We start from the raw sequence: 13,971 nt of genomic DNA, 5'->3' as shown, positions 1-13,971 counted from the left end.
GGCCCAGCCGAGGATACGCGCCGGGGGCGGCCGCACCCGTGGTGCGACCGCCCCCGACACGCGTCAGTCAGGATCAGGTGTTCTCGGAACGCCCGCCCGAGCTGCGGCGACGACGGCGACGCGGGGCGTCCCCGTCCTTGTCGCCACCGTTGTCCTCGTCCGCGGGGGCGTCGTCGGCCTCGACGGCGGCCTCGACGGCGGGAGCCGCGGAGGCGGCCTCGGCCTCGACGACCTCGACCGGGACGAGCGACAGCTTGCCGCGGTCGTCGATCTCGCGGATCTCGACCTGGATCTTCTCACCGATGCCGATGACGTCGTCGAGGTTCTCGATCCGCTTGCCGCCGTGCAGCTTGCGGATCTGCGAGATGTGCAGCAGGCCGTCCTTGCCGGGCAGCAGCGACACGAACGCGCCGAACGTCGTGGTCTTGACGACGGTACCCAGGTACCGGTCGCCCACCTCGGGCATCGTCGGGTTCGCGATCTGGTTGATCGTGTCCCGAGCGGCCTCGGCGGACGGACCGTCGGTGGCACCGATGTAGATGGTGCCGTCGTCCTCGATCGTGATCTCGGCGCCGGTGTCGTCCTGGATCGAGTTGATCATCTTGCCCTTGGGGCCGATGACCTCGCCGATCTTGTCCACCGGGACCTTGACGGTGAGGATGCGCGGAGCGTTCGGGCTCATCTCGGCCGGACGCTCGATCGCCTCCTGCATCACGTCGAGGATGGCCAGGCGGGCACCGCGGGCCTGCTGGAGCGCGAGCGCCAGCTGCTCGGCGGGGATGCCGTCGAGCTTGGTGTCCAGCTGCAGGGCCGTGATGAGGTCACGGGTACCGGCGACCTTGAAGTCCATGTCGCCCATGGCGTCCTCGGCGCCCAGGATGTCGGTGAGGGTGACGTACTCGTCGCCCTCACTGATCAGACCCATGGCGATGCCCGACACCATCTCCTTGAGGGGCACGCCGGCCGCCATCAGGGACATGGTGGACGCGCAGACCGAGCCCATCGAGGTGGAGCCGTTGGACCCGAGGGCCTCGGACACCTGGCGGATGGCGTACGGGAACTCCTCGCGCGCCGGCAGCACCGGGAGCAGGGCGCGCTCGGCGAGGGCGCCGTGCCCGATCTCGCGCCGCTTGGGCGAGCCCACCCGACCGGTCTCGCCGGTGGAGTAGGGCGGGAAGTTGTAGTTGTGCATGTAGCGCTTGGTCTTGTCCGGGTTGAGCGTGTCAACCGTCTGTTCCATGCGCAGCATGTTGAGCGTGGTGACACCCAGGATCTGGGTCTCGCCGCGCTCGAAGAGAGCGGAGCCGTGCACCCGCGGCAGGACGCCGACCTCGGCGCTCAGCCCGCGGATGTCCTTGGGGCCGCGACCGTCGATGCGGACCTTCTCGCGCAGGACGCGCTCGCGCATGACCTGCTTGCTGAGAGACCGGAAGGCACCGCCGATCTCCTTCTCGCGGCCCTCGAAGTCCTCCGCCAGCTTCTCGCCGGCGATGGCCTTGACGCGGTCCAGCTCGGCGTCGCGGTCCTGCTTGTCCGCGATGGTGAGCGCCTTGGAGAGCTCCTCGCGGACGGCGGCCTCGACGGCCGCGTACGCGTCGTCCTCGTAGTCGAGGAAGATCGGGAACTCGGTGACCTCGCGGCTCGCCTGGTCGGCGACGGCCTGCTGGGCCTTGCACAGCACCTTGATGAAGGGCTTGGCGGCTTCGAGGCCCTCGGAGACGGTCTGCTCGTTGGGGCCGACAGCGCCCTCGGCGACCAGCTTCAGCGTCCGGGTGGTGGACTCGGCCTCCACCATCATGATCGCCACGTCGCCGTCGTCGAGGACGCGACCGGCGACCACCATGTCGAAGGTGGCCCCCTCCAGCTCCGCGTGGGTCGGGAAGCCGACCCACTGGCCGTCGATCAGGGCGACGCGCACGCCGCCGATCGGACCGGAGAAGGGGATCCCGGAGATCTGCGTGGACATCGAGGCCGCGTTGATGGCGACGACGTCGTACAGGTGCTCGGGGTGCAGGGCGAGGATCGTCTCGACGATCTGGATCTCGTTGCGCAGGCCCTTGCGGAACGACGGGCGCAGCGGCCGGTCGATCAGGCGGCAGGTGAGGATGGCGTCCTCGGAGGGACGGCCCTCACGCCGGAAGAACGAGCCGGGGATGCGGCCCGCGGCGTACATGCGCTCCTCGACGTCCACCGTGAGAGGGAAGAAGTCGAGGTTTTCCTTGGGACGCTTCGAGGCGGTGGTGGCCGACAGGACGACGGTCTCGTCGTCCAGGTAGACCGTCGCCGAACCGGCGGCCTGGCGGGCCAGGCGACCGGTCTCGAAGCGGATGGTACGGGAGCCGAACTTGCCGTTGTCGATGACGGCTTCGGCCGAGTAAACGCCCTCCATGGGCGACCTCCTGCTACACGTGTTCGCGTTCGTCACGCCGGGCACGGGTGTGCCTCAGGCGCTTCATGGTTCGTATCCCGCGTCCGTGCCCCGGAGTTGATGACGGCCGGTCATCGATCGAAGCCCACGGCACGCCCTGACGGGCGGTGTCCGGGGACCACTACCGAGGACCGGCCTCGACTCTGCGGCCGAGGGAGGGGCGCGGGTGATCTCTGTGAAATTAGGGGCGAGCGGCGGTAGGTGACCGCCGTCGCGTCACACCTTACTAACAAAGCGGGAGCGGCCGAAGCCACTCCCGCCGATCACCTCTAGCGGCGCAGACCCAGACGCTCGATCAGCGAGCGGTAGCGGGTGATGTCCTGCTTGGCGATGTACTTGAGGAGGCGGCGACGGCGACCGACCATCAGGAGCAGGCCACGACGGCTGTGGTGGTCGTGCTTGTGGTCCTTGAGGTGCTCGGTCAGCTCGGTGATGCGGTGCGTGAGCAGCGCGACCTGGACCTCGGGGGAACCGGTGTCACCCTCGGTGGTGGCGTACTCGGCGATGATCTTCTCTTTGGTGGCGGTGTCGATCGACACGTCGCTCCTTCACTGGAAAGTCGGCACGCAGGGCGGATCCCTGTACGAGACGAGGATCAGACGCGGTGACCGCGCGTGCGAACAGTCACCGTCGCGTGTGGTGTGCGCGGCCCTCCGCCGACGGCGTGGGCGCACCGCGCTCCCCACGGGACGGTTCACCGGATCGTGACCGTCCGCGAGGCACACGTGGACGGACCCACCCTACCGCAGAGGACGAGGTGACGGGGCTGCTCCGCGGGTGTGCCCCGTCTCCCCGCCCCCGCGACCCCGGCTCAGGCCGCGCCGAGGACGTCGCGGCACAGGTCCACGTCCCGGCGCATGGCGACGATGAGCTCGTCGATGCTGTCGAACCGCTCCTGGCCCCGGATGCGCGCGGTGAAGTCCACTGTCATGCGGACCCCGTAGAGCTCCAGGTCGTCGCGGTCCAGGGCGTAGGCCTCCACGGTCCGCTCCGCACCGTCGAAGGTGGGGTTGGTGCCCACGGAGATCGCCGCGGGCCAGCGCGACTCGTGCCCCGCGACGGGTGCGACGCGGCTCAGCCAGCCCGCGTAGACGCCGTCACCGGGAACGGCCGTGCCGGGCAGCAGATCCATGTTGGCCGTGGGGAAGCCCAGCAGCTCACGGCCGCGCGCCGCCCCGTGGACGATCTCGCCCTCGACCCGGTGGGGACGGCCGAGCAGGTCGGCGGCCTCGGCGACGGCTCCCTCGGAGAGGAGGGCGCGCACCCGCGTGGAGGTGATGGCGTCGCCGTCCGCGACGAGCGCGATCCCGTCCGCGGTGAAGCCGTACCCGGCTCCGAACCCGGCCAGCGCGGCGACGTCGCCCGCGGCGCGGTGTCCGAACCGGAAGTCCTCGCCCACGACCACGGCCGCGGCGTGCAGGCGGTCGACCAGCACCCGGCGGACGAACTCCTCGGGGGTGAGGGAGGACAGGTCCTTGGTGAACGCCAGGACGCACACGGCGTCGGCGCCGTACTCGCCCAGCAGCTCCAACCGGCGCTCCAGCGGGGTCAGCACCGGCGGAGCGGTCCCGGTCAGCACCGCCCGCGGGTGCGGGTCGAAGGTGACCGCGACCACCGGGAGCCCGAGCTCGCGGCCGCGCCCGACGGCGGCCTCCAGGATGGCCCGGTGGCCCCGGTGCACCCCGTCGAACACACCGACCGCCACCACGGAGCGCCCCTGCCCGGAGGGGATGCCCTCCAGCCCGTCCCATCGCCGCACGTCCGGCTCCCCTGCTCGTCGTTCCTCATGGCTTCGCGCCGAGCCCCGCCGCCATGGGCCACGGGGCTTTCCGGAACCAAGGGTGCCACGCCGGGCGCACCCGCACCGACACGCGGGGTGTGTGGCCGGGCACACCCTCCGCCCCCTCTGCGCGGGAGCGGGACCGACGCCCGGGGAACGGCCCTCGACAGCAACCTCTGCGCGTACGACGAAGCGGCACGTGACCCGGGGCCCCGGATTCCCCGGACGGACGCGGGCGGGGCGCGCACCGCCCGCCGCCGAGTCGGTCCGCGGGAGGTCGGGGAGGCGGTCGCCCCCTGGCCGGAGTCCCCGGGCAGAGGGGGGAGCACCGTGATGCAAGGCGAACCGGCGCGGGCGGACACCTGGCGGGCATCGCGGTGGAGTCGACGAGCGGGCACCGTGTGCGCGGAGCCTCCCGGGCACGACCGCGCCCCTCCGGTCGCAGGGCCGGGTTGGCACACGGCCGGACCACCGTTAACGTGCCCGGATGGCGATGATCGACACGGGCGAGACCCGACTCGCGTACGACGAGGCCGGCTCCGGGCCGGCCATCGTGTTCGTGCACGCCGGGGTGGGCGACCGGCGCATGTGGGACCACCAGTTCACCGCGTTCGCACGGACCCACCGGGCGGTCAGGTACGACTGGCGCGGACACGGCGGCTCCGCCGACCACGAGGGGCCCGTCACCCACCACGAGGACCTGCTCGCCCTCATGGACGGGCTCGGGATCGAGCGCGCGACACTGGTGGGGGCCTCCCACGGCGGCGCCTACTGCGCGGACGCCGCTCTGGCCGCGCCCGACCGGGTCGAGGCCCTGGCCCTGGTGTGTCCCGGCATGTCGGGGCACGAGTGGCCCGAGGTGTTCGTCCGCGAGTCCCGCAAGGCGGCCCTGGCGGCCGTCCCCCACGAGCGCCTGGAGGCGTACCGGGCGGGCCGTGCCGCCCCCGACCCCGCGGACGTCGCGGCGATGGCGCAGGCCCAGGCCCGCTTCACGGTGCTGGGCCCCGAACGGGACCCCGCCGACATGGCGCCGGAGGCGTGGGACCTGTCCCTGCTGATGCTGCGGGAGCTGTTCGCGCGCCAGTGGTCGGGGCCGGTTCTCACCACCCGCCGGCCACGGAGACCCCCCGAGGCCCGGCTCGGCGAGGTGGCCGCACCCACGCTGGTGGTGAAGGGCCTGTCCGAGCCCGGCCCGGTCCGGGAGGTCGCCGACCTGTACGCGGCGGGTATCCCCGGGGCACGCCTCCTGGAGATGCCGGACACCGGACACCTGCCGTCCGTCGAACGCCCCGCGGAACTGACCGCCGCCCTCGCGGACTTCCTCGGCGCCGTCTGAGCCCGCGGGCGGGGATCAGGCGGGCTCGAACACCACCAGGGGCTTCATGTGGTCCCGGCGGTTCTCGCCCAGCGCGATCACCCGGCCGTCGGGGGCGAACAGGCCCACGGGCCCGGAACCCAGCGAGCTCGGTTCGATCCGGTTGCCGTTCTGGACGCGACGGGTCTCGTCGTCGGTGAGCATGCGCACCGGGAAGGCGACCGCGACCGCGCGGGCCAGGGGCACCTGGGTGAACTCCGCGGCCAACTGGTCGAGCGTGCGGGCCTGGGACAGGTCGTAGGGGCCCACCCGTGTGCGGCGCAGCGCGGTCAGGTGGCCGCCCACGCCCAGATCCTCGCCCATGTCGCGGGCGAGCGCGCGGATGTAGGTGCCGCTGGAGCACGTGACCAGGGCGTCCACGTCCACGAACGCGCCGTCGGCGTCCTCCACCCTGCGGATGTCGGTGATCTCGAACCCCGAGACGGTGACCGTGCGGGGCTTGAGGACGACCTCCTTGCCCTCGCGCGCCGACTTGTAGGCACGCTTGCCGTCGACCTTGATCGCGCTGACCTGCGGCGGAACCTGCTGGATCTCACCTGTCAGCCTGGCGACCGCCGTACGCACGGCCTCCTCCGCGACACCGGAGGCGTCCACCCGGGCCCCGGGCTCGCCCTCGGCGTCGTCGGTGTTGGTCACCAGCCCCAGGCGGATCGTGGCGTCGTACTCCTTCTCGGTCAGTGTCAGGTGGCCGAGGAGCTTGGTGCCCTTCTCGATCCCCAGCACGAGGACCCCCGTCGCCATGGGGTCGAGGGTGCCCGCGTGGCCGACCCTGCGCGTGCGTGCCAGCCCGCGTGTCTTGGCGACCACGTCGTGCGAGGTCCAGTCGGCGGGCTTGTCGACGACGACGACGCCGCTCTCGGCCATGGGACTCCTCGGAGCATCGGAGGGAAGGGGACGGCGGCGGCGCGACCGCGCCGCCGCCGGTGGTGGTGGAACGGGGCGGGACTCTACTCGTCCTCGTCCTCGTCGTCCTCGCGGGGAGCCTTGTACGGGTCGGCCTCGCCCGCGTGCTGGGCGCCGGTGGCCTTCTCGGCCACCTCCGCGTCGGACTGACGCGCCTTGACCAGCAGTTCCTCGATGTGCTGGGCGTTCTCCTGCACCTCGTCGATGACGAAGGTGAGGCTCGGCGTGTGCCGGATACCCGTCTGGCGCCCCACCTCGCTGCGGATGACGCCCTTGGCGCTCTCCAGAGCTGCGGCGGAGGCGGCCTTCTCCTCCGGACTGCCGAACACCGTGTAGTACACCGTGGCGTCCCGCAGGTCAGCGGTGATGCGCGCGTCGGTCACGGTGACGAATCCCAGGCGCGGGTCCTTGATCCGCCGGTCCAGCATCTCGGCGACGATGCGCTGGATGCGGTCGGCGATCTTCCGCGCGCGTGCGGCGTCAACCATTGTCAGTCTTCCTCTTCGTTGAAGAGCCGCTGCCTGGCAGAGAGCAGCTCCAGTTCGGGACGTCCCGCGACGAAACGCTCGCAGGTGTCCAGCAGGTCACGGGCGTGCGCCGCCGTCGGCGCGACCACCGCCACGCCGACCTTGGCCCGTCGGTACAGGTCCTGGTCCCCGACCTCGGAGACCGAGACGGAGAACTTGCGGCGCAGATCGGCGATCACCGGCCGGACCAGCGAGCGCTTCTGTTTGAGCGAGTGGACGTCACCGAGAAGGACGTCCAGGGTCAGCGACCCTACGTACAAGTGATCACCTGTGGTGTTGTGCGGAAAGAGTGTGGGGCCCCGGCCACACGGCCGGGGCCCCTCGGATCAGGCTCCGCGAGGATTAGTCGCGGGGCTTCTCCTGCATCTCGTAGGTCTCGATGACGTCCTCGACGCGGATGTCGTTGTAACCGACACCGATACCGCACTCGAAGCCCTCGCGGACCTCGGTCGCGTCGTCCTTGAACCGCCGCAGGGACTCCACGGTGAGGTTCTCGGAGATGACGACACCCTCGCGGATGAGCCGCGCCTTGGTGTTGCGGCGGATGAGGCCGCTGCGGACGATCGAGCCCGCGATGTTGCCGATCTTCGGAACCTTGAAGACCTCGCGGACCTCGGCGCTGCCGAGCTGGACTTCCTCGTAGACCGGCTTGAGGAGACCCTTGACAGCGGCCTCGACCTCGTCGATGGCCTGGTAGATCACCGAGTAGTACCGGATGTCGACACCCATGCGATCGGCGAGCTCGCTGTTCTTGCCCTCGGGCCGAACGTTGAAGCCGATGATGATCGCGTCGGCGGACGACGCCAGGTTGATGTCGTTCTGCGTGATCGCACCGACACCGCGGCCGATGACGCGGATGTTGACCTCGTCGCCACCCGAGTCGATCTTGAGGAGCGACTCCTCCAGGGCCTCGACCGAACCGGACATGTCGCCCTTGATGAGGAGGAGCAGCTCGGAGCGCTCACCCTCCTTGAGAGCGTCCTGCCAGGTCTCGAACGTGACGCGGCGGGCCGAACGCGCCTGCTGGGCGAAGCGCTCGCGCGCCTCGCGCTGCTGCGCGATCTGCCGTGCCACCCGGTCGTCCTTGACGACCAGGAAGCTGTCGCCGGCGCTGGGAACGTTGGTCAGACCCAGCACCTGCACCGGACGGGACGGCTCGGCGGTCTGCACGTTGTCGCCGTGCTCGTCGAGCATGGCGCGCACGCGGCCGTAGGCGTCGCCGCAGACGATCGAGTCGCCCACGTTGAGCGTGCCGCGCTGGACCAGCACCGTGGCCATGGAACCGCGACCGCGGTCCAGGTAGGCCTCGATGGCCAGACCCTGGGCGTCCATGTCCGGGTTGGCGGTCAGGTCGAGCGCCGCGTCGGAGGTCAGCACGATCGACTCGAGCAGGCCGTCGATGTTGTCGCCCTTGAGCGCGGAGATGTCCACGAACTGGACGTCGCCGCCGTACTCCTCGGCGACCAGGCCGTACTCGGTGAGCTGCGCACGGACCCGCTGCGGGTCGGCGCCCTCGACGTCGATCTTGTTGACCGCGACCACGATCGGCACCTCGGCCGCCTTGGCGTGGTCGATGGCCTCGGCCGTCTGCGGCTTGACGCCGTCGTCGGCCGCGACCACCAGCACCGCGATGTCGGTGACCTTCGCACCGCGGGCACGCATGGCGGTGAACGCCTCGTGACCGGGGGTGTCGATGAAGGTGAGCTTGCGCTCCTCGCCGTCCACCTCGGTGGAGACCTGGTAGGCACCGATGTGCTGGGTGATACCGCCGGCCTCGCCGCTGACGACGTTGGTCTTGCGGATGGTGTCCAGCAGTCGGGTCTTACCGTGGTCGACGTGACCCATGACGGTGACCACGGGCGGACGGGGACGCAGGTCCTCGGCCGTACCGTCGTCCTCGCCGAACTCGATGGAGAAGGACTCCAGCAGCTCGCGGTCCTCGTCCTCGGGACTGACGACCTCGATGCGGTAGCTGAGCTCCTCGCCCAGCAGCTGGAGCGACTCGTCGGGCAGCGACTGGGTCGCGGTGACCATCTCACCCAGGTGCATCATGACCTGGACGAGCGACGCCGGGTTGACGTCGATCTTGTCACCGAAGTCCGACAGCGAGGCGCCGCGGGACAGACGGATGACCTGGTTGTTGCCGCTCGGGATCTTGACGCCGCCGAAGGACGGGGCCTGGAGGTCGTTGAACTCCTGGCGCCGCTGCTTCTTGGACTTGCGTGCGCGCCCGGGACGACCGCCCGGACGACCGAACGCACCGGCCGTGCCGCCACCGCGACCGCGACCGCCGCCACCGGGACGACCACCGAAGCCGCCCGGACGACCGCCGCCGCCACCGGCGCCGCCGGGACGCGGACCCGCACCCGCGGGGGCTCCCCCGCGGCCACGGCCGCCTGCGCCGCCGGGACGACCGCCGCCGCCACCGCGACCGCCGCCCGCAGGCGAGGCCGGACGGGACGAGGGCATGTTCATCGGGCTGGGACGCGGACCGCCGGGACGGGGTCCGCCTGCGCCGCCACCGGGACGCGGGGGTCCACCCGCGGCACCGCCGGGACGCGGGGCGCCCGCTGCGCCACCGGGACGCGGGGCGCGCTGGTCGCCGCCGCCCTGCGGGCCGGGACGCGGACCCGGACGGGGACCGCCCGGACGCGGGGCACCGGCGCCGGGAGCGCCACCGGGACGCGGGGCGCGCTGGTCGCCACCGCCCTGCGGGCCGGGACGCGGACCCGGACGGGGACCGCCCGGACGCGGGGCACCGGCGCCGGGAGCGCCACCGGGGGCGCCGCCGGGACGCGGCGCGGGCTTGGAGCCCATGCCGGAGGCGTTGGACGCGAACGGGTTGTTGCCCGGACGCGGACCGGACGTGCGCGGACCCGGACGGGCTCCGCCGCGCTCGGGACGCTCGCCCCGCTGGGGACGGTCGCCGCGCTGCGGGCGGTCACCGCGCTCGGGACGCCCGCCCTCGGAACGACCGGCTTCGGGGCGTCCACCCTCGGGACGCCCGCCCTCGGGGCGGGACTCCTCGGAGCGCACACCCTCGGGCCGACCGGCCGGACCACCGGGCTTGGGCGCGCCGCCGGGGCGGGCACCCGCCTCACCGCGGGGGGCCTTGGGGCCGGGCTTGGGCGCGCCGGGACGCGGGGCGGACTCGCCCTGCGCGGCCGACGGCTTGGGCGCGGCGGGAGCCGGCTTCGGACCCGGCTTGGGGGCGGGACCCGGCTTCGGGGCCGCACCCGGCTCGGACGCGGCGCGCGGGCCGGGCTTGGGAGCCGAGCCCTTCTTGCCGCCGTCGGAACCGTTGTTGAAGGCTTCTTGGAGGCGTCGTACGACGGGGGCCTCTATCGTCGAGGACGCCGAACGGACGAATTCGCCCATCTCGTTGAGCTTGGCCAGCACGGCCTTGCTCTCTACACCGAACTCCTTGGCGAGTTCGTACACCCGGACCTTCGCCACTACTCTCCTTCAGCTTCGGTCCGGGACATGGGCTTGTGCCGGACCGTCGTTAGCTCGAGTTACTCATCGCTGCGTACTCATCAGGCGCTCATCGCAATCTCGACCTGCTTCCTCATCGCTACACAACAATGGGTCGGTACCAGCATGCCGACACAGCACTGCTACGCCGACCTCGATTATGACAACCCAGAGGCCGGCGCAGACATTCCAACCCTATCGGGAGCGGTGACCCTATCCGCCACGCGGGGCGGCATCGAGCAGGGCCTCCACGGATGAGAGGTCCCACCCGGTATCACCCGCTCCCCTCCGGTAGGCGCGGGACCAGGCCTTGCGACGTTCGGCGAGCTCAAGGCATCGCCGATCGCCGTGAAGGTAGGCGCCACGCCCCGGACGTCGACCCCGGGTGTCGGGCGTGATGGCCGTGCCCACAGCCACCAGCCGCACGAGGTCGGACTGGACTGCCCGTGACCGGCACCCTACGCAGGTGCGCACGGGGCCGACGGGACCGTCTCCGGCCACCATATCGCGTCGGGACATCGCCGCGACCCGATTAACCGACGGCGGCGGCGTCGTCGCCGTCGGTTCCGTCACCGTCCGCGGCCTCGCCCGTGGGCTCGGCGTCGGAGCGGATGTCGATGCGCCAACCGGTCAGACGGGCGGCGAGGCGGGCGTTCTGCCCCTCCTTGCCGATCGCCAGGGACTGCTGGTAGTCGGGCACGATCACGCGCGCGACGCGCGCGGCCATGTCGAGGATCTCCACGGAGTTGACCCGCGCCGGGGAGAGGGCGTTGGCCACGAACACGGCCGGGTCCTCGGAGAAGTCGACGATGTCGATCTTCTCTCCGTGGAGCTCCGCCATCACGTTGCGGACACGACTGCCGAGCGGGCCGATGCAGGCCCCCTTGGCGTTGACTCCGCCCCGGTGCGAGCGGACGGCCATCTTGGTGCGGTGGCCCGCCTCCCGGGCGATCGCCGAGATCTCGACGGTCCCGTCGGCGATCTCGGGCACCTCCAGCTCGAAGAGCTTGCGCACCAGGTTGGGGTGGGTGCGCGAGAGGGTGACGGACGGACCGCGGTGCCCCTTGCGCACCTGCACCACGTAGGCGCGCAGGCGCTCCCCGTGGGTATAGGTCTCGGTGGGGACCTGCTCCTGCGGGGGAAGGATCGCCTCCAGCTTGCCGAGGTCGACCAGCACGTTGCGGGGGTCCCTGCCCTGCTGGATGATGCCGGAGACGATGTCGTGCTCGCGTCCGGCGAACTCCCCCAGGGTCAGCTCGTCCTCGGCGTCGCGCAGACGCTGGAGGATGACCTGCTTGGCGGTGGAGGTCGCGATACGGCCGAATCCGGACGGGGTGCCGTCGAACTCGCCGACGACCCCGCCCTCCTCGTCCGTCTCGGACACCCACACCGTCACGTGGCCGGTCGAGCGGTTGAGCTCGACCCGGGCCTTCTTGTCGGGCCCCTCTTCGCGGTGGTAGGCGATCAGCAGCGCGTCCTCGATGGCCTTGGCGACCAACTCGACCGCGATGTCCTTCTCGCGCTCCAGGCTGCGCAGGACACTCATGTCAATATCCACGGGGCTCCCCCTCTAGTCCGCCGCGTCGGTGTCGGCTTCGCGACGGAATTCCACCTGGACCCTGCCCGGGCCGAGTTCGGCGTGGGCGAGGGTGCGGGGCCGGCCCTCGACGTCGAGGGTGACGCCCTCGTCGTCGGCGTCGGTGACCCGGCCGGTGACGTCGCCGCCCTCGGTGAGGGCGGCCTTCACCAGCCGTCCACGGGAGCGCCGCCAGTGGCGCGGCTGCGTCAGCGGTCGGTCCACCCCCGGCGAGGTGACCTCCAGGACGTAGGGCAGTTCGCCCATGACGTCGGAGGCGTCCAGGGTGGCGTTGACCTCCTGGCTGACCTCACCGACCCGGTCCAGGTCCACCCCGTCGTCGGAGTCGACGACGACGCGCAGGACCCGGCGCTTGCCCGCCGGTGTCAGCTCGACGGCCTCCAGGTCCAGTCCGGCCTCTGCCAGTACCGGCTCCAGCAGCTCGGCGATGCGCTCTTCGCGTGCCTGCGCTCCCATGTGGTGTCTGCCCCTCCAGCGGAGAAATCCCGCCCGCTCGGCCTCTGGCCGGTGTACGGGGCGGTCCAGCTCTGTACGTAGTCTGCGACTGAACGGTCCGCCCCCCTGAGGGACGCGGACCGGCCGCGCGTCGCGTGCGACGGCGGTTGTGCTGCAAGGGTATCCACACCCGGGCGCGGTCCAGGTCGCCGTCGGTGCCCGGGACGCGTCACCGTGTGGCCTCCGGGAGCGGGAAAGCCCGTGTGACGGGGTGTGTCGGCGCGGGCCGCACCCCGCGCGGACCGTGGAAAGATGGGGCCGTGGCCGTCCCGGACGGCCGTCGTGCCGACGAGGGACGGCACGGGGCACGGAAGGAGAGCACGTGGGCCAGGTGAACGGCTGCGTCATCAGCCGCCGCACGGTGCTGGGCGCGGCGGTGGCCGGAGCGGCGGTCGCGGGTCTGGCCGCGTGCGGCGAGGCCGAGTGGTACCCCGCGGACGTGACCCCGGACGAGTACGTGCTCCGGTCGGTGATCCGGGACAAGGAGCGGATGGTCGTCCGCTACGAGGCGGCGATCGCCGAGGGCTCGGGCCCCGCGGAGCTGCTGGAGCGCCTGCTGGGCCACCACCTGACCCACATGGACGCCCTGGTGGAGTCGCTGCCCGAGGACGCCTCCCCCACCGCGCCCGCCGACCTCGCCGACGGTGAGGGCGACCCTCCCGCGGAGGATCCCGCGTCCGGCGCGGCCATGGACGCCGCCGGGCTGCGGCTGCTGGAGTCGGCGGCGACGAGCGCCCGCCTCGACCAGGCCGGATCCGTCTCCGACCCGGGTCTGGCACAGCTGATCAGCGGTATCGGCGCCTGCGAGGCAGGACACGCGTACCTGCTGGGCAGGGTCTAGCTTTTGCCTCCGGACGGACATCCACGAACGTGAAGGCGGTACAGGTGAACGAGAGTCCCGCGTCCACCCCGGACGGGTCGGACCCCGGCCCCGAGGCGCTGGCCGAGGCCCTGAGCGCCGAGCACGCGGCGGTGTACGGGTACGAGTTCGTCGGCGGGGCCGCCGGGGACGAGGACCGGCGCGAGCGGGCCCTGGACGCGGCCCAGCGGCACAAGGCGCTGCGCGACACGCTGCGCGCCGCCGCGGTGGAACGCGGCATCGACGCGCCCTCCGCTCTGGCCTCGTACCCGTTGCCGGAGGAGCGCGGGGGCGGGGCCCTCGACGCCTTCGCGATCGGGGTGGAGGAGACGGCGGCGCGCGCGTACCTGTGGTTGGCGGCGTCGGCCGACACCGGCCTGCGGGTGACGGGCGCGCGGGCCCTCCAGGAGACGACGCTGCGCGGGCTGGAGTGGGGCGGGGAGCTGGACGCCCTTCCCGGCTTCGAGACCGCCTGACGGCGGCACGCGCGCGGGGCCGGGGATCCCTCCCCGGCCCCGCGTCTCGTCCGCTGC

At 72.0% G+C, this 13,971-nt stretch carries 13 protein-coding genes; 3 read left to right on the top strand and 10 right to left on the bottom strand.

What is annotated here, in order from left to right; translation table 11 throughout:
* Positions 1 to 73 precede the first annotated feature (73 nt).
* The 3 genes from Q8791_RS13390 to Q8791_RS13380 all read right to left on the bottom strand — a co-directional run bounded on the left by Q8791_RS13390 (position 74) and on the right by Q8791_RS13380 (position 4,187).
* On the bottom strand, positions 74 to 2,389 hold the full coding sequence (locus tag Q8791_RS13390; RefSeq protein ID WP_330091999.1) for a polyribonucleotide nucleotidyltransferase: 2,316 nt from the start codon (positions 2,387 to 2,389) through the stop codon (positions 74 to 76).
* A gap of 308 nt (positions 2,390 to 2,697) precedes the next feature.
* Positions 2,698 to 2,967 (bottom strand): 30S ribosomal protein S15, encoded by a 270-nt coding sequence (gene rpsO, locus Q8791_RS13385; protein ID WP_267948452.1) that lies wholly within the window; start codon positions 2,965 to 2,967, stop codon positions 2,698 to 2,700.
* Between the two features lie 272 nt (positions 2,968 to 3,239).
* The gene (locus Q8791_RS13380) at positions 3,240 to 4,187 is read right to left on the bottom strand and encodes a bifunctional riboflavin kinase/FAD synthetase (RefSeq protein ID WP_330091998.1); all 948 of its coding nucleotides are present in this window, start codon (positions 4,185 to 4,187) and stop codon (positions 3,240 to 3,242) included.
* A gap of 508 nt (positions 4,188 to 4,695) precedes the next feature.
* On the opposite strand from Q8791_RS13380, the gene Q8791_RS13375 reads away from it, so the two are divergent.
* Positions 4,696 to 5,544 (top strand): alpha/beta fold hydrolase, encoded by an 849-nt coding sequence (locus tag Q8791_RS13375; RefSeq protein WP_330091997.1) that lies wholly within the window; start codon positions 4,696 to 4,698, stop codon positions 5,542 to 5,544.
* Between the two features lie 15 nt (positions 5,545 to 5,559).
* Here the strand turns inward: Q8791_RS13375 and truB are convergent, their stop codons facing one another.
* From truB to rimP, 7 genes are all read right to left on the bottom strand, one after another.
* Entirely contained in the window at positions 5,560 to 6,447 is an 888-nt protein-coding gene (gene truB / locus Q8791_RS13370; protein ID WP_330091996.1) for a tRNA pseudouridine(55) synthase TruB, read from the bottom strand.
* An 83-nt stretch (positions 6,448 to 6,530) separates the two neighbouring features.
* Complete coding sequence (gene rbfA, locus Q8791_RS13365; protein ID WP_330091995.1) at positions 6,531 to 6,974, bottom strand: 30S ribosome-binding factor RbfA; 444 nt, start codon at positions 6,972 to 6,974, stop codon at positions 6,531 to 6,533.
* A 2-nt stretch (positions 6,975 to 6,976) separates the two neighbouring features.
* Positions 6,977 to 7,273, bottom strand: a complete 297-nt coding sequence (locus Q8791_RS13360) for a DUF503 domain-containing protein (protein WP_330091994.1) — start codon at positions 7,271 to 7,273, stop codon at positions 6,977 to 6,979.
* Between the two features lie 82 nt (positions 7,274 to 7,355).
* Entirely contained in the window at positions 7,356 to 10,469 is a 3,114-nt protein-coding gene (gene infB / locus Q8791_RS13355) for a translation initiation factor IF-2 (protein WP_330091993.1), read from the bottom strand.
* 231 nt (positions 10,470 to 10,700) lie between these two features.
* On the bottom strand, positions 10,701 to 10,991 hold the full coding sequence (locus Q8791_RS13350; protein ID WP_330092059.1) for a YlxR family protein: 291 nt from the start codon (positions 10,989 to 10,991) through the stop codon (positions 10,701 to 10,703).
* 28 nt (positions 10,992 to 11,019) lie between these two features.
* Complete coding sequence (nusA, locus tag Q8791_RS13345) at positions 11,020 to 12,033, bottom strand: transcription termination factor NusA (protein ID WP_330091992.1); 1,014 nt, start codon at positions 12,031 to 12,033, stop codon at positions 11,020 to 11,022.
* A gap of 24 nt (positions 12,034 to 12,057) precedes the next feature.
* Positions 12,058 to 12,540 (bottom strand): ribosome maturation factor RimP, encoded by a 483-nt coding sequence (gene rimP / locus Q8791_RS13340; protein WP_330091991.1) that lies wholly within the window; start codon positions 12,538 to 12,540, stop codon positions 12,058 to 12,060.
* A 361-nt stretch (positions 12,541 to 12,901) separates the two neighbouring features.
* Between rimP and Q8791_RS13335 the strand changes: the two genes are divergently transcribed.
* Together Q8791_RS13335 and Q8791_RS13330 are read left to right on the top strand one after the other, a co-directional pair.
* Positions 12,902 to 13,420, top strand: coding sequence for a ferritin-like domain-containing protein (locus tag Q8791_RS13335; protein ID WP_330091990.1), 519 nt, complete (start codon positions 12,902 to 12,904; stop codon positions 13,418 to 13,420).
* Between the two features lie 44 nt (positions 13,421 to 13,464).
* Entirely contained in the window at positions 13,465 to 13,914 is a 450-nt protein-coding gene (locus tag Q8791_RS13330) for a ferritin-like domain-containing protein (protein WP_330091989.1), read from the top strand.
* Positions 13,915 to 13,971 lie beyond the last annotated feature (57 nt).

Origin of the sequence: Nocardiopsis codii, from assembly GCF_036327455.1 — a bacterium.
Classification (GTDB): Bacteria; Actinomycetota; Actinomycetes; order Streptosporangiales; family Streptosporangiaceae; genus Nocardiopsis; species Nocardiopsis codii.
This window is presented reverse-complemented; position numbering and strand designations above follow the sequence as displayed.

Excerpts from the sequence above, each read along its gene's own strand:
- rbfA (WP_330091995.1), bottom strand. The coding sequence starts at position 6,974 with ATGGTTGACGCCGCACGCGCGCGGAAGATCGCCGACCGCATCCAGCGC.
- Q8791_RS13375 (WP_330091997.1), top strand. The coding sequence starts at position 4,696 with ATGGCGATGATCGACACGGGCGAGACCCGACTCGCGTACGACGAGGCC.
- nusA (WP_330091992.1), bottom strand. The coding sequence starts at position 12,033 with ATGAGTGTCCTGCGCAGCCTGGAGCGCGAGAAGGACATCGCGGTCGAG.
- Q8791_RS13390 (WP_330091999.1), bottom strand. The coding sequence starts at position 2,389 with ATGGAGGGCGTTTACTCGGCCGAAGCCGTCATCGACAACGGCAAGTTC.
- Q8791_RS13350 (WP_330092059.1), bottom strand. The coding sequence starts at position 10,991 with ATGGTGGCCGGAGACGGTCCCGTCGGCCCCGTGCGCACCTGCGTAGGG.
- rimP (WP_330091991.1), bottom strand. The coding sequence starts at position 12,540 with ATGGGAGCGCAGGCACGCGAAGAGCGCATCGCCGAGCTGCTGGAGCCG.
- truB (WP_330091996.1), bottom strand. The coding sequence starts at position 6,447 with ATGGCCGAGAGCGGCGTCGTCGTCGTCGACAAGCCCGCCGACTGGACC.